Below are 25,165 nucleotides of genomic sequence, written 5' to 3'. Positions count from 1 at the left end.
ACGATAATATCCCCCTAACCTCCCATTACCTACTAATTGGAATAATTATTCTCTAGAACAAAATAATAATGCATTCTCCAAGTGGTGGCTGCAATTTAACGATCCGGTGTTAAATAACCTAATCGAAGAATCTTTAACCGGTAACTCCGATATTGAACTGGCAATGAGTAATGTGCTAGCAGCGAAAGCTCAGCTTAATCTTGTTAATTCTTATAGATTTCCACAAATTAATTTACAAGGCGGAGCAAATCGAACAAAAAATAGCAAGGAAACAAAAGCACCGAATGAGCCAAAATTTTCTAATAATTTTGGGCTAGCAAGCGTGCTTAATTATGAACTAGATTTATGGGGGGCAGCCGTAAATGCTAGCGAATCGGCTAAAAAAACTTTCCTTGCAACCGGGTATAGCAAGGCAGCGGTACGTTTATCGGTTATAAGTAACGTTATCATAAGTTACTTTAATCTTTTAGCATTAGACAAACAAATATATCTAACTGAAAAACTAATTGAGGCTCAAACGGAAATTTATAAATTAAATCAGAAATTATATAATCTTGGTGTGGGTGATTCAATATCGGTTAGTGAGGCTACTTCTGAACTTGCCCTTACTAATTTATCATTGCCGCCTTTAAAACAACAAAGACATGAGCAGGAAACCGCTTTAAAAATTTTAGTAGGTAGAACGCCTGAAAATATAGTAAATGGCTTAATTTATCATAATAAACCAATAGATTACTTCCCTGCTCTACCGGTATTACCAAAATATTACCGTCAGAACTTTTAGAGCAAAGACCGGATATTAAAGCGGCAGAGCAGAATTTACTAGCAGCAGACGCAAACTTAAAAGCAATAAAAGCTACTTATTGTCCGCAAATTTCTTTAACAGGTTTACTTGGTTTTGGTAGCAATAAACTTAATACTCTATTTACTAACTCAGCTGAGACTTGGCAGGTAGGCGGCAATATAGCAGGACCTATTTTTGATTTTGGCAAAACTAGAGCTAATGTACAAATTGCCAAAAGCGTTAAAGAGCAGTATATAGCCGTATATAAATCGGTAGTACGTACGGCTTTTGGGGAAGTTATGGATGCTTTATCGGCAGGACAAACATCAAGTAATAATTTTCATATTTGGCAGCAAAACGAAGCAGCTTTAATTCTATATTTAAGCTTGCTGATCAGCGTTATAAACGAGGTAATATAGATTACTTAACAGTGTTTACCGCAAAGCAAAACGTACTACAAAACGAAATTGACGGGGTGTCTATAAAACTTTCACAGTTAAGTAGTATGGTTAATATTTTCCATGCTTTGGGTGGGAGAGTGGTAGTACTCACAACGTCATTGCGAGCGACCATAGGAGCGCGGCAATCTCATGAAATAATAACAAACTCCTGAGATTGCTTTATCGTTTCACTCCTCGCAATGACAATCATAATAACACAAACACATTAAAACAATGCTTAAAATAATAATGCGGAATTTGATATTGATAACATTACTAGTACTGACGGTAATATTAGTGGTTTGGACAATAAAACATCATCATAAAAACAATAAGCAAATAATAATAGCAGCTCCGGTTGAGGTAATAAAAGTTATCAGAAGACGTACCTTATGTGATAGAACTTGCAGGAGCGGCTAAAACTTACCAAAGTGCCGATATTAAATCTCAAGTTACGGGACAAATATTAAGCGTAAATTTTGATGACGGACAAGAAGTAAAGGCAGGTGATTTATTATATGAAATCGATTCTCGTCCGTTTCAAAATCAATTACAGCAAGCACAAGCAAATTTACTAAGTGATACTTATAACCTTAAGAATGCTATAAAAGAAGAGGCAAGATATCGTGCTTTATACGAGGAAAAAGCCATTTCGGAAGAGCAGTATTTATAGATGTTGACTAATATGAATATGCTTAAAGCTGCCGTAGAGCGAGATAAAGCAATTATTGCAGACGCTAATTTACAAATCGAGTATTCAAAAATAGTAGCTCCTTTTGACGGTAAACTTAGTGAGAGTAATATGGATATAGGTGATTTAGTGTCGCCGGATTTTGCGAGTCTAGTCACTATAAATACCATCTCGCCTATTTATGTCAGTTTCTCCGTACCTGAAGAACATTCAGATAGAATAAATAAATCTCAAAAATCTAATGATTTGGCTTTGACGGTTAGAACCACAAGCGATCAGGAAATTAAAGACGGTGAGATCGTTTTTGTCGATAACTCAATTGATCCAAATAGCGGTACTATCAAAGTTAAAGCAACATTACCTAATCAAGATGAAGCATTATGGCCGGGACAGTTTGTGCATGTGTCTTTAACAATTTATATAGAAAATAATAGTTCCGTCTAAAGCCATGCAAACTAACGATCAAGGACCTTATGTATTTGTTGTCGATAAAGATAATAAAGCTGTGGTCAAGAATATAGATATAGTTTTTTCTAATGATGATTTTATTATTATTAAAAGCGGTATAGATAAGGGAGAAACGGTAAGCACCAACGGGCAGCTACGATTATCTAACGGAGCAGAGGTGAGTGTTAGGGAGGAGTAGTTTAACTGTCATCCCGCGACTTGATCGTGGGATCTCAGGATACGATTTGCGGCACAAGATCCCATGGTCAAGCCATGGGATGACAATATGACGACCTAAATATAAAACAGGAGAAAACTCATTGGGTATTTCAGAAATATTTACTAAGCGTCCGGTTCTTGCTACTTTATTCATGGCAACTATTTTGCTGTTTGGAGCATTTGGCTATAAGCTATTACCGGTAAGCGTTTTACCTGACATTGATTTCCCGACTATTCAGGTTTCGGTAAGCTTTGCCTGGAGCTGACCCAACTACTATGGCGTCTTCAGTCGCATTACCGCTTGAAAAACAATTCTCGACAATATCCGATATTGATTCGATGAGTTCGGCTAATAGTAACGGTACTACTCAAATTACTTTGCAGTTTAATTTAGATCGTGATATAGATGCAGCGGCACAAGACGTACAAGCAGCTATCTCATCCGCTGCTAAGCAGCTACCGCACGACACTTACCTACCCCGCCCTCGTATCGTAAAGTAAATCCTGCCGATGCACCTATATTTTATTTATCTTTAACTTCTGATACCCTACCCTTATATACCGTGGACTATTATGCCGAAACAATTATGGCTGAGCGTTTATCAATGTTACCGGGTGTTGCACAGGTACAAGTTTACGGCTCACAGCAATATGCAGTGCGTGTACAGGTTGATCCGGTTAAAATAGCAGCTAATATAGGGCTTGATCAAGTATCAAATATTATCAGCTCTACTAACGTTAACTTACCTACCGGAGCTTTATACGGTAAAGATATCTATTCAAGCATTAGAGCCCCCGGCAATTACAAAATGCTAAAGAATATAATGAGTTAATATTAACTTATAAAAACGGTAATCCGCTTTTTCTTAAAAATATCAGGAAAACCATTGATAGTGTAGCTAACAATAAAATAGCTGCTTGGTATAGGGATAAGCCTGGGGTAATACTTGCTATTCAGAAACAACCGGATACTAATACTATTGAAATAGTCGACTCTATAAAAAAAGTATTACCGTTACTTCGTAGGCAAATCCCTGAGGGCGTTAATATAAATATTATGTTTGATAGGTCAATTTCTATTCAGGGCATCGGTAAATGATGCCAATTTTACGATGCTCCTCGCTTTAATACTCATAGTGATTGCTATATTTCTCTTCCTACATAATTTACGATCCGTGATTATTCCAACTATTGCCCTCCCCTTATCAATTGTCGGTACTTTTGCCTTTATGTACTTATTCGGTTATAGCATAGATAATATGTCTTTAATGGCTCTAACCCTTGCAATGGGGTTTGTAGTAGACGATGCAATAGTAGTGCTTGAAAATATCACACGACATATGGAAAAAGGCGAGAATAAAATAGCAGCATGTATTAACGGTACTAAAGAAATAGGTTTTATTATAGTATCAATGACTTTATCCCTAATGGCGGTATTCATCCCGATATTATTTATGAGCGGAATTTTAGGAAAATTACTGCACGAACTTGCCGTTGTTATTACTACCGCTATTTTGCTTTCGGGAGTTATTTCAATAACCGTAACTCCTATGTTATGTAATGTATTTTTGAGGGATGAGGAAAAACAACGTCATTGCGAGGAGCGAAGCGAAGCGGCAATCTCAGGATAACAAACCGAGATTGCCACGCAGTCTACGACTGCTCGCAATGATGAGTTATTACTAACAGAAAAAGCCTTTGAATATGTCAAACAAAAATATGGTAGCAGCCTAAAAATAGTAGTAGAGCATTCAAAAACTACTATGCTTATATTTCTCTTAGTAATTATCGCAACGGCTTATTTATTTGGAAAAGTACGTAAAGGCTTTATGCCTGATTCCGATACGGGATAAATCTTAGTTTTTACCGAAGCCGCTCAAACTATTTCTTTTGATGCGATGGTAAAAGAACAACAGCAAGTAAGCGATGTATTACTTAAAAATCCTAACATAGATTCATTCTTTTCGGCAGTCGGTGTTTCAGGTAGAAACTCTGCCGTAAATCAGGGTACGATTTTTATTAGTTTAAAACCTCGTGATCAAAGAATAGGTGCCGACGCTGTTATAGATCAGTTACGTTCAAAACTAAATCATTTAGTAGGTTTTAAGGGTATATATCCAAAACATATCCACTATTACGATCGGAGGACAGGCCACAAAAAGCCAATATCAATATACTATGTAAGGACTCGATCAAGATGAGCTATTTAGTTTTGCACCGAAATTAAAAGACAAGCTCGTAACTCTTCCGGGTTTTATTGACGTGACCTCGGACTTACAAATAGCACAACCACAAACTTTAGTGCAGATTGATAGATATAAAGCTGCAAAACTCGGTATATCAGTCGAGCAAATCCAGAATATCCTATACACAGCTTACGGTGCTGAGCAGATTTCAATATTATATACCCCAACAGCTCAATATGACGTTATTTTAGAGCTAGATCCTAAATATCAAACAGATTCGTCAATGTTATCTTTAGTCAATATTAACTCCGCAAACGGCAATTTTAGTACCGTTAACGACACTTGCTAAAATTGTTAATACTGTTGGTCCTCTTAGTATTTCACATTTTGGATAATTACCTTCAGTTACTGTATCATTTAACCTACAAGATGGATATTCAATTAGTGATGCCATTCCAAAAGTCAATGAAGCTATAAGAGAACTTCAAATGCCGGCTACGATTACGGGAAGCTTCCAAGGAACGGCTCAGCAGGCATTTCAGTCATCTTTTTCCGATCTTGGCTTATTGCTTGGGCTTGCCGTTATAGTTATTTACATTATCCTTGTGGCATGTTATATGAAAGCTTTGTGCATCCTATAACCATACTTTCAGGGCTACCTACCGCTATTTTTGGAACATTGCTTACGTTGCTAATATTTAATAGCGAACTTGATATGTACGGATTTGTCGGGCTTATTATGCTAATCGGTATCGTTAAGAAAAACGCTATTATGATAATTGATTTTGCTCTAGAACTTGAGAGAACCGGCAACAAATCTTCGCATGAAGCAATTTATGAAGCATGTATAATAAGATTCAGACCGAATAGGAATAGCGAAAGGAGATTACTGTATCAAATAATTCATATCTAGACAATTGGATAGAAACAATAAGTAACCTTAATAATACGTCTGAAGTAGAAACTTCACAATATAGTACTAATGATTGGATGTATCTGAGTTTCAATATTATCGGTGTAGCACTTATACTTGGACTTCCTATTGGATATGCCGCTTATAAATCAAAATGTTGTGGTATAGTAAAACCATACAAGAATTAAAATGTTTGGGAAATGATGGAACGGGCGATAGCACGAGTATTAATTGTGAATAAAGATGTATTACTAATAGCAAATTACTTTTGTAATTTACTATTAGTATTATATCAAGCTTGTTCAGTATTCGGCGCCGTTTTCTCTTCTCCAGCAACCATAATTTCATCACTATCATAATTAAATGTATCCGTTGTAGAGGGGGTAGACGGTACAGGCGATTTATTTACTAACTCAGAAGACTTTTGATCTAAATAGTCTCTGACTTCTCGTTTACCAAGCAATTCCATAACATCATTTTTATTACTCTCTTTTTTATATATGCTTCAGGAATATATGCCTTTATATATTCTATATCAAAGGCGTTTTTTAATAAATAAGGTGATAAAAATTCCAATATACCCTTACTGCTTTTTTTATAACTAGCAAATGAATAAGCAACACAAATGCCGTAGTCATTTAATTTATTACAAAATTCTTGTGTCTTGTCTGTCAAATATTGTTTTGCAGATTCTACAGCTTTTAAAGCATATAATATCTATTCTCTTGTTGCTTGAATAGAAACATCATCTGAAGCCATCCCGTAAGCTTTTTCAAGCTCTTGATCTTTAAAATGTAATTTTTTTGTTAATTCTTTTATTTCAGTAACAATAGGGTTTTGAAGACCTTTTATAGAGGTAAGACTAGCAGTACTTGCTGAGAGTTTACTTTTCATAATATACCTATTAATAAATTTAACATATTTCTATATTCAGATATTAATTTTTATTAATAAATAATAAACCTATTAAATAGTAATATATTTATCACATAGTATGCCATTCCTGTGGAAGCAGGAATAACCTATATTATATCGAACAAGCATTACTGCCGTTATCATCATCTTCACGGATAAATTTTTGCTTTACCTTAGAATTATTATTATACGGCTTACTATTTTTTACCGGTGGATAATTTACAGGCTCATAATTTGTAACGGGTGGTGCATAATTTTGGTTTACTGTAGCATTTGGACAAGTATATTTTGATATATCACGCTTAGTTTCTCTAAGCATTGCTTTTATCTGATTTAATTCCTCTTGCATCTTTTTTTCTTTATCACTATCGTCTTTTCTAATCTTTTTATTCGCTCTACTTAAAGTCATATCATCATCGGATTCAGCGAAGCCGGCTTCTGCTTTTTGCCTTGCTATATCCCTTTTAATCATCTTAAGATACATTTCACGATTTTTCTTTACAGGATCGATTCTCTCTCCTCTTAAAGGACTATCGCTATCATAGTCCTCACCATCGCCGTTATCATAATCAAGATTATCTTCTACTATATTCTTTTTAGCCAAAGTAATATATTTATTATTATATACAGGTTTTCTTTTGCCGCCTTTAGCACCTTTACTATCAATCAATCTATTATTTGCGGATCTTTGAAAATAGCTTCTAAAATTATCGGTACAAGCTGAAAGTAAAAACATTCCTAAAAATAATATTATAATTTTTTTTAACATATATTTATATTATTCCAAAACTTTTATTAGACTTCCTGTATAACGTAGCTAATAAGAAGGAATTTGAAGGAGACACGGAATACAGAACCGCAGCGTACACTTAGTACGTGAGGATTCGAGTACCGGATCGACATACAAATTACCCTTAGAAGCAAGTTATGCAGGAAGTCTATTATGATTAATGCCACATAATAGCCAAACTTGCAAGAATAAAGAGCCGAACTTCTGTGTGCTTAATTAAATTATTGTTATTTTGAGGTATTTTTTATCTACTTCGAGTAAATGAAGAGTTAGTATACGAAGATCAACTTCAAAAAGAGCAAGGAATCCACAAGACGAGGAGCGGAGACTTAATACGCGAGCACCGCAGTACTTGTAGGATGTGACGTAGCCAATTTTTAAAGTTCATCGAGTATACACCTCTTCTATTAGGTTACTTAATAACTTATGCCCTTCTTTTCTTCTTTTTAATAAATTTTGTGAAGCATCCTCTAATATCTTGGGATTACTTATCAAATCGAGTATTTTATCTGCTAATTTTCCTGCAGAAATATTATTCTGCTCTAAACACCATCCTGCTTTTTTATCTTCCAATAATTTTGCATTGTAATATTGATGATTATCCGCAGCACTAGGCAGTGGAATAAAGATTGCCGGCAACCCTATATAGGTCAATTCTTCTATAGTAGATGCTCCTGCTCTTGAAATCACTAAATCGGCTTCTTTATATTGTAATGCCATATTATCAAAAAATTCGGCAAATTCATAAGTAATGTTTAATTTCGAGTATATATCTTTTATTTTTACTTGATCATCTAATGCTGCTTGCTGGATTATATTTAATTCAAGACTTGGCTGTTTTTGCATCAAAATTTGGATACTTGCAGGTATCAGCTCTGAAAATAACTTAGCTCCTTGACTACCGCCGAAGATGAATATAGTAAAAATATTATCTTTGTCATTCCATGGCTTGACCACGGCATCAAGTCTCTTTATTAAAGGTTTTTTGGACCCCGTGGTCAAGCCACGGGGTGACATTTCTAATTCTTTATTTATAACCTTTAACTCCCTAATATTCCTCCTAACTATCCCACCGGTAACTACTATTTTACTTTTTGCAAATTCCGGTAAATTCTTTACGTTTTCATAAGAAATAGCTATCTTTTTAGCAAAGCTTGCAAAAAATTTATTAACTTTTCCAAGGTAAGAATTCTGTTCATGAATTATAATCGGTACTCTTAAAAAAATTGCCGCAAACATTGGGGCTACAACAGGATAACCGCCAAATCCTACAATGATGGAAGGCTTCATATTATATAATAATCTAATAGCTTTTAAAACCGCAATTGATAATTTCGGTAAAAATAAAAAAATATTACTTGATCGTTTTAAATCTAAGATATGAAAAATTACTTTCATATCCTGATTTATATATTTTTTGCATCTTAAATCAGTAATAAAATGAACTTCATACCCACGTTTCACTAATTCTTCCCCAAGAGCGACTGCCGGAAAAAAATGCCCGCCCGTGCCACCTGCTACTAAAACTATTTTTGCCATATTTCAATATTACGAATTTTGTATGAATTTAAAGGTGTTCGGTGCCTTGTAAAGCTAAGAAGCATACCGGTAGCGATAGCTATTGCAAGCGTTGAAGAACCACCGTAACTAATAAACGGTAATGTCATACCTTTAGTAGGAAGTAAATGTAAAGTCACACCCATATTAATTATTGCCTGAAGCCCTAATTGTGCAATTATACCGCTAGCAGCAAATTGTATAAATTTATCTGTTTCGTTTAATAATTTAATAAGACTTCTTAATACTATAAAAGCAAATATACCTATAACAATAAGGCAAATAATAGCTCCAAATTCCTCACCTGCTACAGCAAAAATAAAATCCGTATGCGAGTCGGGTAGTACCTGCTTTACTGCTCCCTCCCCTGGACCACGTCCATATAAACCGCCATGCTCAAAAGCCTTAAGAGACTTACTAACTTGATAATTCTCGCTACTATCGGGATCTAAAAATGAATTAATTCTTTGCGTTACGTGAGGTAACCAAAAATAAGCAATAGTTACTCCTATCATTCCTAAAAAACCCGCTAGAACAATCCAAAATATCGGCATACCCGCAATAAACAGCTGAATACCGAAAACTGCCGTAATCATTACAAGCATTCCAAAATCCGGCTGAAGAATTAAGAGAATAGCAACAATAGAATAAAGTATTACACAAATCGTAAAACTTGGAAAATCATCATTAAATTTTAGCGATAATATCCAGCCCGTAACAACTGCAAAAAACGGTTTGATAAATTCCGAAGGCTGAATAGATAGACCTAGAATATTAATCCATCGCACTGCCCCTTTTACTTCATAGCCAAAAAATTTAACTGCTATTAATAAAACTATACTAGCAATAAACCCAACTATTGCAAAACGCCTTAACCATTTTTTATTAAGACATGAAAATAATAATATAAGCCCTGAAGCGGCAGCTAAATAAAATATTTGTCTAGATGCAAAATAACTTTCTTCAAGCCCTATTCTACTTGCTACTGCCGAACCTGAGGTAGTAACAAGCATTAGACTAAAAGCAAATAAGATAATTAAAGAAATTATTATTTGCCTATCGGTACTCCGCCACCATAATTTTATAAAGTTATTAGATATTTCGTTATTCATATTATAGTTATTCAATTATTGCTATATTTATGATGTTATTGCATGGATCAATAAATTCAGTATGTCATACCGCAACTTGTGAGCTAGATCTAGAAATACAATTTATAATATTAATAATTATATTATGAACTGGACCCCGTGGTCAAGCCACGGGGCGACATCTGTTTATAGATTCCTGCTTCCGCAGGAATGACATTGAGAGCGGCACACAATTTTATAAACAATTCTCCACGCTCTTCAAAATTTTTAAACTGATCATATGAGCTACAACTAGGTGCTAACAAGATATTTTTTACCTCCGCGTTATCACCTACTGCATCCTTATAAGCAAGATCGAAAGCCTGCTCAAGATCATCACATATTACAAAATCTACTATATTTTTAACCGTATCTGCAAACATTTCTTTAGCTTGACCATAAAAATAAGCTTTCTTAATTTTACTGAAATAAGGCTTTATTTCCTCAATACCACTCTCTTTAGGGATTCCTCCCACAAGCCAGTAAATATTATCGAGTGCTTTAATTGATTGCACGGCAGATATGGCATTTGTTGCTTTACTATCATTATAAAAACTTATATTATTTATACTACCAATATATTGCATTCTATGAGGTAAACTTTGAAAACTACTTATATACTCAAGTATTTTTTTAGGTTCTACTCCTATTATTTTAGCTACTGCATAACTTGCTGCAATATTCTCACAATTGTGAAGTCCTTGCAAATTTTTATTAAACGATAATTTATAACTTATATCATTATCTTTAATTTTATCATCAACTACCGAAATACCGTTTTCAAGAATTTTAGTAACCGAAAAAGGAATTAGTTTTATACGCTGCTCTTGCTGTAATAGCATAAAAATCTCACGACAATAATCATTATCGATATTAATTACTGCATAACTCTCTTTATCCATTCGATTGAAAATCTTAGATTTTGCTGCAATATAACCGGTCATGTCTTGATATCTATCCAAATGGTCGGGAGTGATATTAAGAAGCACTGCTATTTTAGCTGTAAAGGTTTTTACTAGATCTAGCTGAAAAGAAGACAATTCAAGTACATACCCATCCTTACTTGCTTTAGCTTGCAAAGCAGGAACTCCAATATTACCTGCAACCGGATAGTCTAAACCATTACTATTTAAGATATGGCTTATTAAAGCAGTAGTAGTACTTTTACCGTTTGTACCGGTTATAGCTATAAATTTTAAGTTTTTTGATTTTTCAAATAATAAGTCTATATCGGAAGTGATTGGAATATTAAAATTTTTTGCAATATTGACTATCTCATGCGTTAAAGAAATTCCAGGACTTAAGACAATTTTGTCTAAATTTTGCCATCTTGAATCAGATAAAGCAGCAATAGCGGTTTTACTATATAATTCTTCAAATATATCTCTATTTGCTTTTAAATCATCATAAACAATTACATCATATTTATTTCGCAATTCCTCGTAAACCGATATACCGGTTTTACCAAGCCCAAAAACACCTATTTTTTGTTTTGTATGAGAATTCATGAGTTAAATATAAGAGGATTTGATCTTTATCGTCATTGCGAGCGGTCGAAGACCGCGTGGCAATCTAGAAAAATAATAAAGAAATGCTGATTTTCAGCATTTCTTACTGGATTGCTTCGTCAAACTTGCAGTTTTTCCTCGCAATGACGAAAAAATAGAAAAATCTTAGTTTATATCTTGCATTAATGCTTGCTCACCTTCATTAAATTCACCTTGTCCTTTTATATTATTATAAGTTGGTTTACTATTCCCAGGATCAGGTAAATAATAATGAGGCGGAACTTCTAGTGCTTTAGCACGCTGTACTTGATACTCATTAGGTCCGGCTGTTGATATACCTACGGTTTCTTTTAACTTTTTACTACAAGCAGAAGTAATTAATAAAACAGTAAATAATAAAAAAATCTTTTTCACTTATACACCTTTAATTTAAGTTATATTTTATCGTCATTGCCTTGTTCGACATTACGAATTTTTTCAGCCATAGCTTCAATTTGAGCATTATCATAATTCCCTTTAGCCTTTTCTTCAATAACTTTTTTAGTACTATAATAATCTTCTATTAAGATAATGACTCCTATTGTAATAAAGCAATCAGCTAAATTAAATACGGGGAAGCTATAATTCTGATAATGAAAATGGATGAAGTCAAAAACTGCTCCTCTAAAAAATCTATCCATTAGATTACCGACAGCACCGCCGATTACAAAGCTATAACCTGCAAAACTCCCTATCGTTTTTGAACGTATCATCAAATAATATAAATAACAGATAATAAGCGTGTTCGTTATTAAGAAAATAGCATTACTATACTGATAATAATCATGCATTAATCCAAAACTAATACCGTAATTCCAAGTATAAACCATATTTAAGAAAGAAGTAACCTTAAGCATTAAGCCTGGCTTCCATCTCAAATTATCAATAAACCACCATTTGCTTAACTGATCAATAATCACTAAGGTTATTATTATACGACTACTACGAGCGAATGTTAGAGAGAATTTTTTTAGTAGTAGGAACATAGATGTTTTGTGAATGAGTAATGAATAGATGTCTCTTATATTATTTTTGCGTGGATACCTAATCATCATTGCGAGCAGCTGTAGGCTGCGTGGCAATCTCATCAAATACCCTGAGATTGCTTCGTCAATTACTTCGTAATTTCCTCGCAATGACGATTTCTTTACAAAGAAGTTTTAACTGTCTTAGCTACTTGTAATTCCTTATCAAGCTTAACATTTAAAGTTTTTATTTCTTTTTTAAATTGTTTAAATTTCTCTAAATCTTTTCCGTTCAGTTCTATACCAGGTGTTGTTTTAACTGACATAGGATTAACATGTTTGCCGTCAATTTTAACTTCATAATGTAAATGTGGACCTGTAGCTCTGCCAGTACTTCCGACATATGCTATGATTTGTCCTTGTTTTACGATACTTCCCACTTTTAAATTTTTTGCAAAATTTGAAGCATGAGCATAAGCAGTAGATAGAGTACCGCTATGTTTTACCTGAATAAATTTTCCATAACCCGACTTCCAACCTATTTCCGTTATAACTCCGTTTCCTGCAGAATATATAGGCGTACCGGTTGGAGCTGCAAAGTCAACCCCCTTATGCATTTTAGTATAACCGAGTATCGGATGCTTTCTATTACCGTAATGTGAAGAAACTTTTATAACTTTTAGCGGAGTTTTAAGTAAGCTTCTTTTTACGCTTTTACCGTCTTCGGAAAAAAATGCATGATTATTTGCGTTATTGTCATGGGAATAACGATATATATTATATTCTTTCCCTGAAAGATTTAATGAAACATATAGAATTTTACCGTGGTGGGAAAATTTACCGTCTTCCGTTACGTATTTTTCCGTTATTACGGTTGCAGTATCACCGCTTTTTATTTGACGCTGAAAATCGATTTGATAGGCATAAGCATTAATCAGCTCTATTATACTATTATTCGATAAACCCAGTTTTTTAAGGGCTGACATAAAATTTGATTCAATACTTACCGACGATTTAGCAACTTTTTTACTCAAAGGTACTATAATTTCTTCAACTTTAAAATTATCACCTTCTCTAATTACTTCAATAGTTTTTAGCTTATCGATAATTATAACGATTTTATTTAAGAATATTACCTCTGAGGTTAAATCTTCATCCTCGTTTTCGGTAATTTTTGTTTCATATTCAAAAGTAATTTGCTGCCCTATTTTAAGAGCAGAAGATAATTTACCTTCTTTTACTAAACTTACAATTTTTTCTATTTCATTTTTAGGGATATTTTGTTCTTTCAAAATTGACTTTATAGTATCGCCTTTTTTTACTACTACTTCTTTAAATGAAACTGTTTCTTCTTCACTACTATCAGGTTGTACTAAAGTTATGGATAAAGTGTCGTTAACATAATTATTAACGGCAAAAGAGACAAAAACAACTAATCCTATAAATAATAATAAGGAGGCAGAGGTGAGGATTTTCCTGAGACGTGCACTAATAAAAGATGATGGTAATATGCCATTAAAATCATAAGATAGTGCAGTATCATTCATTAAAAATTGCTCTGAAGATTATTTGAATCAATTTTTCATTACTAATAATAATATGAACTATATATAAACAAATTACAATAGAAAATTGTAAAATTTTGTTTTATTTCTGTTTTATTAGTTTTTTATTAATTAAAATTAAATTTTTTATATAAGTTAATTTTTGTTAACTTATATAGATGAAGGTTATGCCTAGACTTTTCCTATTTTTATTAATTTTTATAAATCTTATATTATGTTCATCTAACTATAATTCTGTTAAATTGCCCAAAATAGAATATTATGAGAATATTTCTTTAAATAAAAACTGTCCTATAAATAGTGAAATAGTTCTAGTAGGCGGTTGTTTTGATTTATTACATTACGGTCATATAGAATTTCTATGCAAAGCTAAAAAACAAGGTAAATACTTAATCGTTGCTTTAGAGCCAGATGAAACAATTATTAAATATAAAAAACGTCAACCTATCTATAATCAATTACAACGAGCAAAAATTTTAAGTTCTTTCACATTTGTTGATAAAGTACTTATATTACCTAAACTAAAAGATTTTAATGATTATGCTCGGTTAGTGCAAAACATTTGTCCTTCTGTAATCGCTGTAACAAAGCACGATCCTCAGTTAATAAATAAACAAATTCAAGCCAAATTAATAAATGCAAAAGTAATAGAAGTTATTGACTTACTATAACATCCTAATATAGGTACACTTTCTAGCTCAAATATTATTAAAAATATGTAGTTTTTACAAAAATTTATCGATTTTTACTTTAATAAAACTGTATATACATTTATATTAATATAGAAATAACTTTATATGTGCTATGAAAAATATTATTGCTTTAATTTATTTTTTGATTGTTAGTAGTAGCTGCTTTGCTTCCGAGCCGTTACCTTGGCAAGTAACGTTCCAGCCGCCGGCAAGTCCGATTATGGAGGAATTACATCATTTTCATAATTTTCTGCTTTATATCTCAACAGCTATTGTTTTATTTGTTGCCGGATTACTTGGCTTTGTATGCATCAGATTTAATGCAAAAAATAATCCTATACCGGCAAAATTTTCACATAATGTTTTAATAGAAATAATTTGGACTGTGATACCTATAATAATTTTAGTTATTATTGCAGTGCCGTCTTTTAGAATATTGCGTCATGCCGAAAAAATACCCGAAACGGATTTAACTATTAAAGTAGTAGGTTATCAGTGGTATTGGCACTATATATATCCCGATCATGATAATCTAGAATTTGATAGCGTAATGATCTCTGATGAGAATCTAAAGCCCGATCAAAAAAGATTACTGGATGTTGATAATCGAATTGTTATCCCTGAAAATGCTACTGTAAGATTTCTCATTACCGCAGGTGATGTAATACATAGTTTTGCCGTTCCATCGCTTGGGTTTAAAATAGACGCAGTTCCAGGCAGAATAAACGAAACCTGGACAAGAGTGGCTAAAAAAGGTGTATATTATGGACAATGCTCGGAGCTTTGCGGTATTAATCACGGCTTCATGCCGATTGCTATAGAAGTAGTAAGCAAAGAGGATTTTGACAATTGGATTGCAAGCAAGAATAAGACGGCTATGAATGGCAAGAATCCAAAATTATTATATAGATAAGAATTTAATAATTTGCATTATTAATATAATATGTATATACTTGGTATATACATATTATTGACGGTAAGCTTATGAAAGCTCAAATTCAACAATGGGGAAATAGTTTAGGAGTTAGAATTCCTCAAGTTTTAGCTAGAAAACTACATTTTAAGCAAGGAATAGTTGTTAATCTAGAAATAACTGATGATGGTTTGTTTATTAGTGCTAAAACCTCTGAATTAGATGTTTTACTAGATGATATTACTGATGCTAATCGTCATCATGAGGTATTTAATAGCGATGATACGGTAGGTAATGAGTCATGGTAGCTTATATACCTGAAAGAGGTGATGTAGTTTGGCTTGATTTTGATCCTCAAAAAGGTAATGAAATTAAAAAAATACGACCGGCTATTGTGCTTAGCACCTACAAATATCACCTTAAAAGTAATCTTGCTTTATTTGTCCCTATTACTAGTCAGATTAAAGATTACCCATTTGAAGTAATAATAAATATAGATTCTATAAATGGTGCAGTATTGTGTGATCAAATTAGATCTATGGATTTTAAAGCACGTAAAGCAAAAAAAATTCTAAGCTTAAATAATTCACTTGTAGATGAAATACTATATAAATCAAAACTATTACTTTAAATTTTTTAATATATGACTAACCACAATAACCCTTATCCCCATCTTTTCCCTAAACAAGCGAAAGAAACAATATTTTTAAAACATTTTATCCATAATCCAAATATAATAGTCGGAGATTACACTTATTATCAATGACGCTAACCACCCTGAGAAATTTGAATATGAAAATATCCGAGGGGCTTATTTTATTAAATTGATTATAGGAAAATTTTGTGCTATTGCTATGGGTACTAGTTTTATAACCGATGATATGAATCACCCGATGGACGAGTTTTCTACTTATCCTTTCTTTATTTTTGAAAACTGGAATAATTATACGCCTTCTCCTAATAAAAGAAGAGATACCATTATCGGAAACAATGTATGGTTTGGTACAAACTCTACCGTTTTGCCTGGAGTTAATATAGGTGACGGAGCAATTATCGGTGCTTGCTCAGTAGTAGCTAAAGATATACCACCGTATATAGTATAGTTGCCAGCAATCCTGCAAAGGTAATACGCTATAGATTTCCTGATGAGATAGTTGAGCAATTACTTAAAATTAAATGGTGGGATTGGGATTATGATAAAATCACTCGCAATATTCCGGCCATTGTCGGAGCAGATATCAAAAAATTAAAACAGGCTGAATAATAATTATGGATATAACTACGAACGAGCTAAACCACGATGACCACCATCCCCCGCACGGTTGGAGGCGATGGCTTTTTTCTACTAATCATAAAGATATCGGCATTATGTATATCATATTTGCCGTTTTTGCTGGAATTGTCGGCGGTTTATTCTCACTGCTTTTCAGGTTAGAGCTTGCAATGCCCGGCGGCACTTTCTTAAATCATGATTTCCAGCTGTATAACGTGCTTATCACGGCACATGCGGTTATTATGGTATTCTTTATGATTATGCCGGCTTTGTTTGGTGGTTTTGGTAACTATTTTGTACCTCTATTAATCGGGGCTCCCGATATGGCATTTCCACGCCTTAACAATATCAGTTTTTGGTTATTAGTTTCTGCTTTTCCCTTACTTATAGGATCGGCTTTTGTTGACGGCGGACCGGGAACGGGCTGGACGCTCTACCCTCCTTTAAGTAATTTGAGCGGGCACCCGGGAGCAGCAGTCGATATGACTATTTTCAGTTTACATTTAACCGGCCTATCGTCAATCCTCGGATCAATTAACTTAATTGTTACTATCTTTAATATGAGAGCTCCAGGAATGGGGCTTTTTAAGATGCCGTTATTCGTTTGGTCTATATTAGTTACCGCATTTCTAATAATTCTTGCTATGCCGGTACTTGGTGGAGCTATTACTATGCTACTTACCGATCGTAACTTTGGCACTACTTTCTTTAAGCCTGACGGCGGCGGTGATCCTGTATTATTTCAGCATCTATTTTGGTTTTTCGGTCATCCTGAAGTATATATCGTAATACTTCCGGGCTTTGGTATAGTAAGTCAGGTTATTTCAACTTTTTCACGCAAACCTATATTCGGCTATCAAGGTATGGTTGGAGCTATGGTAATAATCGGTTTCGTCGGATTTATCGTATGGGCTCACCATATGTTTACAGTCGGACTTTCTTATAATGCACTTATATATTTCACTGCCGGAACGATGATTATAGCAGTTCCAACGGGCATTAAAATATTTAGCTGGATAGCGACTATGTGGGGCGGCTCGATTACATTCCCAACTCCTATGTTATTTTCGATAGGATTTATTATATTATTCACGATTGGCGGCGTAACCGGCATAATCCTATCAAATTCGGCACTTGATAGAGTTCTGCACGATACATATTATGTTGTTGCACATTTCCATTATACGATGTCGCTCGGTGCTTTATTTACGGCATTTGCAGGCTTTTATTATTGGTTCGGCAAAATATCCGGTAAACAATATCCAGAAATTTTAGGCAAAATCCATTTTTGGATTACCTTTATAGGCGTTAATTTAACTTTCTTCCCGCAGCATTTCTTAGGTCTTGCGGGCATGCCAAGAAGAATACCGGACTATCCTGAAGCTTTCGCCGGCTGGAATATGGTGTCATCGATAGGAGCAGGTATCTCTATGGTAGCTGCTCTTTATTTTGTGTTTATCGTTTTCTACACGCTAAAATACGGTAAAGACTGCCCAAATAATCCTTGGGGCGATGGAGCTGATACGTTAGAGTGGACACTTACCTCACCACTGCCGTTCCACACTTTTGAAACACCACCGCATATTGAGGAGTAAATATATTATATGTAATTCCTACGGAGATGTTATTGCATGGATTATTTTTCCCACTGTCAACCCCATGACTTGATCACGGGGTCCAGCTTAAAATACTAATATTATTAGTATTTTAAATTGTTTTTTAGATACCGTGGTCAAGCCACGGTATGACACCGAACACATTTTCTGATCCACGCAGGAATGACATAGCTGACAGAAAAATAGTAAAACGATAATAAAATGTATAAAAAACCGATAATAGGTGTTACACCTGATTTAGCTCAAAATTGTGAAAAATATACTTACGCTGCTTTTCCATGGTACGCCTTGCGAAGAAACTATACCGATGCGATTATTGCAGCCGGCGGTGTACCGCTATTATTACCTTATCAAAGTAATACAATAGATCGGCTTATAAATCTTCTTGACGGTGTTGTAATTCCAGGCGGTGATGAGGATATACATCCTAAATTTTATGAACCGGAATATGCCGAAGATGTAGTCATTTCCAATGAAGAACGTGATAATTTTGAGATATTAGTTTTAAAGAAAGCATTAGAGAGAGATATTCCTGTTTTAGGTATATGCCGAGGTATGCAGCTATTAAACGTTATTTTTAAGGGTATGCTTATTAAACATATTCCTGATTATATTGAAACTGTAATTAATCATACACAACCTTCGCCTAAAAACACAGTTTCGCATGCAATTAATATAGAAGCCAATACTAAACTTGCTAGAATAGCTAATAATCAGCTACAAACTATGGTTAATTCGACTCATCACCAAGCTGTTAAACAAGTTGGTAATGATCTTATTGTATCTGCAAAAGCAGAAGACGGTATAATTGAAGCCATTGAATCAACGAAACATAAATTTGTTATCGGCGTTCAATGGCATCCTGAATATCTTAACGATAATGGAGTAGATTTAGAATTATTTAAAGAATTCATAAAAGCTAGTAAGTAAATATTAGTTTTCAATATTATCAGATGAACATATTACAAACGCTTTATTATATTCATATCCAAGCGGCCAACAACATACGGAATTTTTAGAGAGCGTTCACATACGAAAGTAGAACCTCTACCATTGTCTCCTAGTTGATACTTGACCATAAATTACAGGTCCACACTGTTCTTGCCAAGCAATTGAATATTTTACCCGATTATCTTGCACATCCCATTGTTGTAAACAGCCGCTAATAATACAATTTGTTTCAGCCGCAAATAGTTTAACTAATTTTTGTATTACTAAATCTTCTTGTTGTTCTACTTGTATATTATCACAATAAGCTATATGTGAGTTTAAATTATTAGCATTGATGTTATAGAGACTATAATAGTAAATAATATAATAAAAATTTTCATATGATACCTTATTTATAAAATTTAAATTAATATATTTTAAGATACTTAATAAGAAACTAATAATCAAATATTATTTATTGTACTATTATCGTTTTAAATAAGATTTGTTTCGGACCTTTGATCTGCTATATTATCGTAAAAAACATTATTTATGGCTGCTGATTATTCTTTTTTGAAAAGTTTTGCTGAGTATATCATTGATAAATTAGGTAAAGGTACAGAAGTTCAAATAATATTGCCTAATAATTTCTCATGCCTAGAATTAAAAAAGATTTTAACCGATAAATATAAAATTAAATTACCTATCATTATTCCTTTTAATTCTCTTATTGCAAAAAAAACCGATTCGGATTATGTATCTAAAATAGAAGAACTTCTTATTATATCAAAAATAATTACTGAATATAAAGAATTACCCTTTAATAAAAATGAATCGTTAAAAGCTGCAGAAATTCTAAGAAAATTGTTTAATGACCTTATAATCAATAATATCGACATAAAATTAATTGAAGTCTATAACAATTCTAACTATTGGCAAAAGATTTATAAATTTCTAGAATATTGCTTTTTAAGATGGCAAGAAGAAATATCGTTTACTCAAAAACAAACTAAAGCAGTTTATAAATTAAAGCTATTACAAGAAGAAATAATAAAAATAAAAAAGGGGCATAAGCAGGTAATACTCGCCGGAATATTCAAGCCTAATGTTTTTTTAAAAAGATTTGAAGAAGAATTAAAGGATTACATAATTCACTATAACCCAGCCTCCAAGCAGATTAGCGATGGTATATCTTATCATGAACCTAATGACATTTATGAAGAAGCTACACAAATAGCCTATATATGTAGCCGTAATAAAGATAAACGGATTGCAATCGTTACAGATAATAATAAGCTTAAAAGAGCATATTGTAATTTTTTAGATATAGTCAATTCAGTTGGATTTACATACAAGGAGCGAGAAGCAAAACCTATAACTAATAGGAGAGCAACGAGTGACGATGTAGGAAAGTCCAAATCAATTGACTATAAATATGAAGATCTACTAGGTAATGACTTAAGGCTTACTAATATCAGCGAATTACTAACTTCCATTATTAAAATATTATGTAATAATTTTGATTTAAAACTTCTATTTTTATTACTTAAAAATCCTTTAATTAACTGCCCTACCGTACAAAAATTAGAGTTAATGCTATCTAATAAAAACCGTTTTATATCCTCACCAAAATATTTATTGCAATTACAATTTGATAACGAGGATACAAAGGAGTATTGCCGTAACTTAATAGATATTTTATTTACCGATACTCTACATAATATACAAGCTATTCTAACCTTAACTAAAGAAATAGCTGAAAAACTTTTGCCTACTATTTGGGAACAAGAAGGAGGAACAGAACTACTTGAGTTTTTAACAAATTTAACCGCATATAGTAAACATATAAATTTAACGGATAAAAAGGATTTTCCTAAAATTTTCTCTTTTCTACTTTCTAATATCAAATATTACAAAAATACCGACTCTGCCAATATTATTATAGGATCACCGGAAGATTTAGTATTATGTGAATTTAACTTAATTATATTACCGCATTTTAATAATGAAAATTGGACCCCTACCGCTAAAGCTCACCCATGGCTTAGCAAGAAAGCCTTGCAGATACTAAATATAGATTACGATGAAATCACCCCTACTCTATATTCAGATTACTTCAATTTATTTCTACAAAATAAACAAATAGTTATACTGAATGCTAAAAAATATGATGGGAAGTGGTCAGTGCCGAGTAATTTATTTTTGAAGCTGCAACTTAAGTATGTCATACCGTGGCTTGACCACGGTATCCATGCGATTAATAAAAGTGGCAATATTTTTCTGGATCCCGCGATCAAGTCGCGGGATGACAAAGCAATCCTCAGTACATTTTTCCCAAGCGTCTTATCAGTAACCGACATAGAAACATTAATAAGAAACCCATACGGTTTTTATGCTAAGAAAATTCTTGGACTACGTAAAAAAGATAATATATGGGAAGAGCCTAAAATATCGGATTTCGGTAATTTTATTCATAAAGTTTTAGAGGAATATTCTAAAAATTACGACAAACAATATATTAATTTAAATTTGCTTGATAAACAAAATGCTTTAATAAATATCGGTAATCATATTTTATATAGCACTATTTTACCAACCTATACAAAAAAAACTTGGCAAATAAAACTCACGGCTTTCAGCAAAGCTTTTATTTTATTTGATATAGAACGCCGAAAAAACTGCAAAGAAATCTATTTTGAGGTTAAAGGAGAATTATGCTTAAATATTGCAGATCAAGATATAAAAATAATCGGTATAGCTGACCGAATTGAAATTAATAAATCAAACAATATAACTATACTGGATTATAAAACCGGTGCTATTCCGACTAAGAAAGAAATAGAGCTTGGACTTTCTCCGCAACTTATCATAGAAAGTTTGATGTTACTAGAAAACGGATTTACGGAATGTAATTCTCTGTCCCTTTTATGTCATTCCCGCGAAAGCGGGAATCCAGTTATGAATAACAATATTACTATTGCCTACGTAAAAATAACTAGTACCGATCCCTACATACAAACGACGGAAATAGCTTTAAGCATCGAGACTTTAAATAGACATAAAGCAGGATTAGTAAAATTACTTGAACACTATATTATAAATAAGTTCTTTTCTTATGATTTGAATTTATCAAAATATAATGATTATTTACATTTGAGTAGGTAGAGTTAACTGTAAAAAACGTCATTGCGAGGAAAAACTGTAAGTTTTGACGAAGCAATCCAGTAAAAAATGCTAATTTTTAGCATTTTTTTTAATTATTTTCTGGATTGCCACGCTCCTTTCAGTCGCTTGCAATGACGAGGTGGTGTCCACGCGGGCAATGCTTGCTCGCAATAGCGTTTACAACCTCATCACTAACTTAAATCCTTTATTTTTAATAATCTTACTATCCGTATTATAAATAATCGGATCGTTAATTTTTTCATGACCGAATCTATTTGTTTTAAATACCGGTACATCTAAACTATCTGCAAAATTATGAAGCACTAACATTGTGTTTTCAGAATCTTTATCAAATGAACCAAATATTATAGCCTTAACATCCTCAAGCAACCCTGCTTGCTTTAAGTGCAAAAGCTCACGATCTAATCTAAAAGCAACTATATTCACATCTTCTAAAAAAAGAATTTTGCCTTTAGTTTTTATCTGCCAATTTGTGCCTATACTAGTTTGCAGCATAGTTAAGTTACCGCCTGTTAGTTTGCCGTTAACAAGATCACTTGATTTTGCTATATCGTTAAGAGGCATTAAATTATCTATAGTAACCTGCTTTACTTTACCTTTTAATATTTCAGCAAGCTTGGTAAAATTACCTTGATCTTTTTCCGGCTTTAAGAGATCGGCTATATTACTGCCGTGAATAGTTTTCCATCCCCATTCTTGTGATAGAACAAGATGTAAAGCCGTTATATCGCTATACCCTATAAAGAATTTCTCTTTATTTGGTTTTGATAACTTTAGTAAATCGGGAATTATTCTAGCACAGCCGTAACCGCCTCGTAAACTCCATACTACATTATCAGACTTATCAAATAACGCATCCCGCAGGCAATGAAACCTTACTTCATCGCTACTTGCAAGAAATGGTAACTTGCCTTTGACAAAACACTTATAGGGAATCTGTAAATTTAGTCCGTTAATATTTTTTAAATCCGATAAAGTCTTATTATCAGCACCTGTTGCCGGAGCAACAACAGTAATAGGGATATTTTTTAGACTATGGCCAGCAGAAAAAGCTGATATTGAAAAGAATAATATTATTAGTAAAGATAAATTGTTAAGAATCATGGAAGATAATTTGTTTTGTGTCATTCCCGCGAAGGCGGGAATCCAGTAACCTTTAATGTCAAATGTCACCTAGTTCGCTTGACCACGGTATCCAAATAAAAATATTATTTGTGGACACCACAGGTACAAGCCACGGTATAACACTGGAAAAATTTAGATTCCCGCTTTCGCGGGAATGACATAAGAAACGAGAACAATATTAAAAAACTAGTCTAAATAAGAATCACCGCCTGTAATCTCTACTTCTTTAGCTTTTATTTCATCAATATTAAGATCGCTATATTCTACAAACCAACTTAATAAGGTTGATGCATTACCAAAAGAATTAATCATATTAACAGTGCTTGATTTATCGATACGACCTTCCTGTATATTATTATATACAAACTGTAATGCTATTTCTTTTTCTAGCGGTTCACGAGTATTATATGGCACTTCTTTTAAAATCATATCCATAAAACCTTTATCAGATAGACATTTCAGAATAGACTTAACTTCAAATTTAGCACCATTAGTAAGCGTTACTTTATCTCCAAGTTTATTCGCCGAAGCATCTGATATTTCATCATCTTCAGATGCATCAGTTGAATTTTCGCTCATTCTAAGGTTTTCTATTTTAGTCCATAGCTGTTCAGCTAAATCACAACCACTATCAGCTAGATATTTGTTACTTTCCTCTCTAGGTGGTATAAAAGCATTATTAATAAATTCTTTAACGATCCATTTATTGTTAAATTTATTAGAAGCACTTTCTATAAACTCTTCTAAATTATTAGAACCTAACTCTAAGAATTTTTGCTTAAGTTCTAGAGGAATATGACTTTTTGTATCTAACCATATTTGCATTCCTGTTAATATTTCCGCTATTAACTTATTAGTGTCTTGTATCGGTACAGTAATATTATTACTCTTAATAGTAGCATCAAGTGCATTTTTAGTACTAGCATCCAAGTTAGATACTAAGTTTTCATACTGGGCTGGGTTACTTTTAGCTTCTTTTAAAGTTCTTACTATATCCTTAAATATTGGTACTATTTCCGAATGACTACCCGTAGTGCTTGTCATCCAATCCCATTTAAAATATTCAAACCCGCCAATAGCATGATTTGGAACTTCAACATGTGCAGATTTATGGTCATATTTAATGCCAATTGCATCAAGTTCTTGTTTATATTTCTTTACTTGAGTATCTATATCATTACGTTGCTTTTTAAGGTATTGCTCTATATGTTTTTTCATAATCTCCTCCTTAATTTATGTTTTTTTAGTTCCCGTATCATACTTATATATTACCATATGTCA

The 25,165-nt window shown here is 33.1% G+C and carries 24 protein-coding genes and 9 pseudogenes; 21 read left to right on the top strand and 12 right to left on the bottom strand.

Annotated features, from left to right (window positions below; translation table 11 throughout):
• Positions 1-106: 106 nt before the first annotated feature.
• From AB1146_RS06145 to AB1146_RS06095, 10 genes and pseudogenes are all read left to right on the top strand, one after another.
• Positions 107-784, top strand: coding sequence for a TolC family protein (locus AB1146_RS06145; RefSeq protein WP_010423184.1), 678 nt, complete (start codon positions 107-109; stop codon positions 782-784).
• Positions 754-1,397, top strand: a pseudogene (locus tag AB1146_RS06140) (TolC family protein). The gene AB1146_RS06145 and the pseudogene AB1146_RS06140 overlap by 31 nt, the downstream one beginning before the upstream one ends.
• Before the next feature lie 221 nt (positions 1,398-1,618).
• The gene (locus AB1146_RS06130) at positions 1,619-1,897 is read left to right on the top strand and encodes an efflux RND transporter periplasmic adaptor subunit (protein WP_029374803.1); all 279 of its coding nucleotides are present in this window, start codon (positions 1,619-1,621) and stop codon (positions 1,895-1,897) included.
• A gap of 12 nt (positions 1,898-1,909) precedes the next feature.
• Positions 1,910-2,359, top strand: coding sequence for an efflux RND transporter periplasmic adaptor subunit (locus AB1146_RS06125; protein WP_232203616.1), 450 nt, complete (start codon positions 1,910-1,912; stop codon positions 2,357-2,359).
• A 4-nt stretch (positions 2,360-2,363) separates the two neighbouring features.
• Entirely contained in the window at positions 2,364-2,561 is a 198-nt protein-coding gene (locus tag AB1146_RS06120; protein WP_040611315.1) for a hypothetical protein, read from the top strand.
• A 121-nt stretch (positions 2,562-2,682) separates the two neighbouring features.
• Positions 2,683-2,847, top strand: coding sequence for an efflux RND transporter permease subunit (locus tag AB1146_RS06115; RefSeq protein ID WP_156790185.1), 165 nt, complete (start codon positions 2,683-2,685; stop codon positions 2,845-2,847).
• A 10-nt stretch (positions 2,848-2,857) separates the two neighbouring features.
• Complete coding sequence (locus AB1146_RS06110) at positions 2,858-3,082, top strand: efflux RND transporter permease subunit (protein ID WP_269572101.1); 225 nt, start codon at positions 2,858-2,860, stop codon at positions 3,080-3,082.
• 17 nt (positions 3,083-3,099) lie between these two features.
• Positions 3,100-3,680, top strand: a pseudogene (locus tag AB1146_RS06105) (efflux RND transporter permease subunit).
• Between the two features lie 13 nt (positions 3,681-3,693).
• Positions 3,694-4,782, top strand: a pseudogene (locus AB1146_RS06100) (efflux RND transporter permease subunit).
• A 43-nt stretch (positions 4,783-4,825) separates the two neighbouring features.
• Positions 4,826-5,590: pseudogene (locus tag AB1146_RS06095) on the top strand (efflux RND transporter permease subunit); the annotation flags it as partial.
• Positions 5,591-5,972: 382 nt separating this feature from the next.
• Here the strand turns inward: AB1146_RS06095 and AB1146_RS06090 are convergent.
• The 3 genes from AB1146_RS06090 to AB1146_RS06080 all read right to left on the bottom strand — a co-directional run bounded on the left by AB1146_RS06090 (position 5,973) and on the right by AB1146_RS06080 (position 7,364).
• A complete protein-coding gene (locus AB1146_RS06090; protein ID WP_010423193.1) occupies positions 5,973-6,149 on the bottom strand; it encodes a hypothetical protein in 177 nt (58 codons plus the stop codon).
• A 248-nt stretch (positions 6,150-6,397) separates the two neighbouring features.
• Positions 6,398-6,574 (bottom strand): hypothetical protein, encoded by a 177-nt coding sequence (locus tag AB1146_RS06085; protein ID WP_010423194.1) that lies wholly within the window; start codon positions 6,572-6,574, stop codon positions 6,398-6,400.
• A gap of 133 nt (positions 6,575-6,707) precedes the next feature.
• A complete protein-coding gene (locus AB1146_RS06080) occupies positions 6,708-7,364 on the bottom strand; it encodes a hypothetical protein (RefSeq protein ID WP_010423195.1) in 657 nt (218 codons plus the stop codon).
• A gap of 26 nt (positions 7,365-7,390) precedes the next feature.
• Here AB1146_RS06080 and AB1146_RS06075 point away from each other — a divergent pair.
• Positions 7,391-7,524, top strand: a pseudogene (locus AB1146_RS06075) (palindromic element RPE1 domain-containing protein); the annotation flags it as partial.
• 245 nt (positions 7,525-7,769) lie between these two features.
• On the opposite strand, the gene murG reads toward AB1146_RS06075, so the two are convergent.
• The 5 genes from murG to lspA form a co-directional block, all read right to left on the bottom strand.
• Positions 7,770-8,924, bottom strand: a complete 1,155-nt coding sequence (murG, locus tag AB1146_RS06070; RefSeq protein WP_355403756.1) for an undecaprenyldiphospho-muramoylpentapeptide beta-N-acetylglucosaminyltransferase — start codon at positions 8,922-8,924, stop codon at positions 7,770-7,772.
• On the bottom strand, positions 8,912-10,054 hold the full coding sequence (gene ftsW / locus AB1146_RS06065) for a putative lipid II flippase FtsW (RefSeq protein ID WP_010423203.1): 1,143 nt from the start codon (positions 10,052-10,054) through the stop codon (positions 8,912-8,914). Before ftsW ends, murG begins: the two co-directional genes overlap by 13 nt.
• Positions 10,055-10,176: 122 nt before the next feature.
• Complete coding sequence (gene murD / locus AB1146_RS06060; protein WP_010423205.1) at positions 10,177-11,580, bottom strand: UDP-N-acetylmuramoyl-L-alanine--D-glutamate ligase; 1,404 nt, start codon at positions 11,578-11,580, stop codon at positions 10,177-10,179.
• A 165-nt stretch (positions 11,581-11,745) separates the two neighbouring features.
• A complete protein-coding gene (locus AB1146_RS06055) occupies positions 11,746-11,994 on the bottom strand; it encodes a DUF3035 domain-containing protein (RefSeq protein WP_010423207.1) in 249 nt (82 codons plus the stop codon).
• A 20-nt stretch (positions 11,995-12,014) separates the two neighbouring features.
• Entirely contained in the window at positions 12,015-12,605 is a 591-nt protein-coding gene (gene lspA, locus AB1146_RS06050; protein WP_010423210.1) for a signal peptidase II, read from the bottom strand.
• Positions 12,606-12,647: 42 nt separating this feature from the next.
• Here lspA and AB1146_RS08620 point away from each other — a divergent pair.
• A pseudogene (locus AB1146_RS08620) lies at positions 12,648-12,781 on the top strand (polysaccharide polymerase); the annotation flags it as partial.
• Here AB1146_RS08620 and AB1146_RS06045 read toward each other — a convergent pair.
• Positions 12,767-14,131, bottom strand: a complete 1,365-nt coding sequence (locus AB1146_RS06045) for a M23 family metallopeptidase (RefSeq protein WP_010423213.1) — start codon at positions 14,129-14,131, stop codon at positions 12,767-12,769. The pseudogene AB1146_RS08620 and the gene AB1146_RS06045 sit on opposite strands and share 15 nt — an antisense overlap.
• A 185-nt stretch (positions 14,132-14,316) precedes the next feature.
• On the opposite strand from AB1146_RS06045, the gene AB1146_RS06040 reads away from it, so the two are divergent.
• The 7 genes and pseudogenes from AB1146_RS06040 (at position 14,317) to AB1146_RS05995 (ending at position 19,573) form a co-directional block, all read left to right on the top strand.
• Positions 14,317-14,820: an adenylyltransferase/cytidyltransferase family protein gene (locus AB1146_RS06040; RefSeq protein WP_010423216.1), complete on the top strand. Its 504-nt coding sequence runs from the start codon at positions 14,317-14,319 to the stop codon at positions 14,818-14,820.
• A gap of 133 nt (positions 14,821-14,953) precedes the next feature.
• Complete coding sequence (gene coxB / locus AB1146_RS06035) at positions 14,954-15,754, top strand: cytochrome c oxidase subunit II (protein WP_355403750.1); 801 nt, start codon at positions 14,954-14,956, stop codon at positions 15,752-15,754.
• 71 nt (positions 15,755-15,825) lie between these two features.
• Positions 15,826-16,062, top strand: coding sequence for an AbrB/MazE/SpoVT family DNA-binding domain-containing protein (locus AB1146_RS06030; protein WP_010423224.1), 237 nt, complete (start codon positions 15,826-15,828; stop codon positions 16,060-16,062).
• A complete protein-coding gene (locus AB1146_RS06025; RefSeq protein ID WP_010423226.1) occupies positions 16,056-16,385 on the top strand; it encodes a type II toxin-antitoxin system PemK/MazF family toxin in 330 nt (109 codons plus the stop codon). The genes AB1146_RS06030 and AB1146_RS06025 overlap by 7 nt, the downstream gene beginning before the upstream one ends.
• Before the next feature lie 12 nt (positions 16,386-16,397).
• Positions 16,398-17,018, top strand: a pseudogene (locus tag AB1146_RS08615) (CatB-related O-acetyltransferase).
• Between the two features lie 5 nt (positions 17,019-17,023).
• Positions 17,024-18,622, top strand: coding sequence for a cytochrome c oxidase subunit I (gene ctaD, locus AB1146_RS06005; RefSeq protein ID WP_010423229.1), 1,599 nt, complete (start codon positions 17,024-17,026; stop codon positions 18,620-18,622).
• Between the two features lie 222 nt (positions 18,623-18,844).
• Positions 18,845-19,573 carry a gamma-glutamyl-gamma-aminobutyrate hydrolase family protein gene (locus tag AB1146_RS05995; protein ID WP_010423231.1) on the top strand — a complete coding sequence of 243 codons (729 nt, stop codon included), beginning with the start codon at positions 18,845-18,847 and terminating at the stop codon, positions 19,571-19,573.
• Between the two features lie 117 nt (positions 19,574-19,690).
• On the opposite strand, the gene AB1146_RS05990 is transcribed toward AB1146_RS05995, so the two are convergent.
• Complete coding sequence (locus AB1146_RS05990) at positions 19,691-20,041, bottom strand: hypothetical protein (RefSeq protein ID WP_010423233.1); 351 nt, start codon at positions 20,039-20,041, stop codon at positions 19,691-19,693.
• 84 nt (positions 20,042-20,125) lie between these two features.
• Between AB1146_RS05990 and AB1146_RS05985 the strand changes: the two are divergent.
• Both AB1146_RS05985 and AB1146_RS08610 read left to right on the top strand, forming a co-directional pair.
• A pseudogene (locus AB1146_RS05985) lies at positions 20,126-20,899 on the top strand (hypothetical protein); the annotation flags it as partial.
• A gap of 105 nt (positions 20,900-21,004) precedes the next feature.
• Positions 21,005-22,738, top strand: a pseudogene (locus AB1146_RS08610) (PD-(D/E)XK nuclease family protein); the annotation flags it as partial.
• Between the two features lie 177 nt (positions 22,739-22,915).
• Here AB1146_RS08610 and AB1146_RS05970 read toward each other — a convergent pair.
• Complete coding sequence (locus AB1146_RS05970) at positions 22,916-23,863, bottom strand: LD-carboxypeptidase (protein ID WP_010423235.1); 948 nt, start codon at positions 23,861-23,863, stop codon at positions 22,916-22,918.
• 207 nt (positions 23,864-24,070) lie between these two features.
• Positions 24,071-25,102 (bottom strand): hypothetical protein, encoded by a 1,032-nt coding sequence (locus tag AB1146_RS05965; protein WP_010423237.1) that lies wholly within the window; start codon positions 25,100-25,102, stop codon positions 24,071-24,073.
• Positions 25,103-25,165: the final 63 nt, after the last annotated feature.

The organism is Rickettsia helvetica (assembly GCF_963970025.1).
GTDB classification, from domain to species: Bacteria; Pseudomonadota; Alphaproteobacteria; order Rickettsiales; family Rickettsiaceae; genus Rickettsia; species Rickettsia helvetica.
Note: the sequence above shows the minus strand (reverse complement) of the source record. Positions and strands in the feature narration are given on the sequence as shown.

What these genes read in the sequence shown, in the direction of transcription:
- AB1146_RS06125 (WP_232203616.1), top strand. Translation starts at nt 1,910, where the DNA reads ATGAATATGCTTAAAGCTGCCGTAGAGCGAGATAAAGCAATTATTGCA.
- AB1146_RS06120 (WP_040611315.1), top strand. Translation starts at nt 2,364, where the DNA reads ATGCAAACTAACGATCAAGGACCTTATGTATTTGTTGTCGATAAAGAT.
- AB1146_RS06110 (WP_269572101.1), top strand. Translation starts at nt 2,858, where the DNA reads ATGGCGTCTTCAGTCGCATTACCGCTTGAAAAACAATTCTCGACAATA.
- AB1146_RS06090 (WP_010423193.1), bottom strand. Translation starts at nt 6,149, where the DNA reads ATGGAATTGCTTGGTAAACGAGAAGTCAGAGACTATTTAGATCAAAAG.
- AB1146_RS06085 (WP_010423194.1), bottom strand. Translation starts at nt 6,574, where the DNA reads ATGAAAAGTAAACTCTCAGCAAGTACTGCTAGTCTTACCTCTATAAAA.
- AB1146_RS06080 (WP_010423195.1), bottom strand. Translation starts at nt 7,364, where the DNA reads ATGTTAAAAAAAATTATAATATTATTTTTAGGAATGTTTTTACTTTCA.
- murG (WP_355403756.1), bottom strand. Translation starts at nt 8,924, where the DNA reads ATGGCAAAAATAGTTTTAGTAGCAGGTGGCACGGGCGGGCATTTTTTT.
- ftsW (WP_010423203.1), bottom strand. Translation starts at nt 10,054, where the DNA reads ATGAATAACGAAATATCTAATAACTTTATAAAATTATGGTGGCGGAGT.
- murD (WP_010423205.1), bottom strand. Translation starts at nt 11,580, where the DNA reads ATGAATTCTCATACAAAACAAAAAATAGGTGTTTTTGGGCTTGGTAAA.
- lspA (WP_010423210.1), bottom strand. Translation starts at nt 12,605, where the DNA reads ATGTTCCTACTACTAAAAAAATTCTCTCTAACATTCGCTCGTAGTAGT.
- AB1146_RS06045 (WP_010423213.1), bottom strand. Translation starts at nt 14,131, where the DNA reads ATGAATGATACTGCACTATCTTATGATTTTAATGGCATATTACCATCA.
- AB1146_RS06040 (WP_010423216.1), top strand. Translation starts at nt 14,317, where the DNA reads ATGCCTAGACTTTTCCTATTTTTATTAATTTTTATAAATCTTATATTA.
- coxB (WP_355403750.1), top strand. Translation starts at nt 14,954, where the DNA reads ATGAAAAATATTATTGCTTTAATTTATTTTTTGATTGTTAGTAGTAGC.
- AB1146_RS06030 (WP_010423224.1), top strand. Translation starts at nt 15,826, where the DNA reads ATGAAAGCTCAAATTCAACAATGGGGAAATAGTTTAGGAGTTAGAATT.
- AB1146_RS06025 (WP_010423226.1), top strand. Translation starts at nt 16,056, where the DNA reads ATGGTAGCTTATATACCTGAAAGAGGTGATGTAGTTTGGCTTGATTTT.
- ctaD (WP_010423229.1), top strand. Translation starts at nt 17,024, where the DNA reads ATGGATATAACTACGAACGAGCTAAACCACGATGACCACCATCCCCCG.
- AB1146_RS05995 (WP_010423231.1), top strand. Translation starts at nt 18,845, where the DNA reads ATGTATAAAAAACCGATAATAGGTGTTACACCTGATTTAGCTCAAAAT.
- AB1146_RS05970 (WP_010423235.1), bottom strand. Translation starts at nt 23,863, where the DNA reads ATGATTCTTAACAATTTATCTTTACTAATAATATTATTCTTTTCAATA.
- AB1146_RS05965 (WP_010423237.1), bottom strand. Translation starts at nt 25,102, where the DNA reads ATGAAAAAACATATAGAGCAATACCTTAAAAAGCAACGTAATGATATA.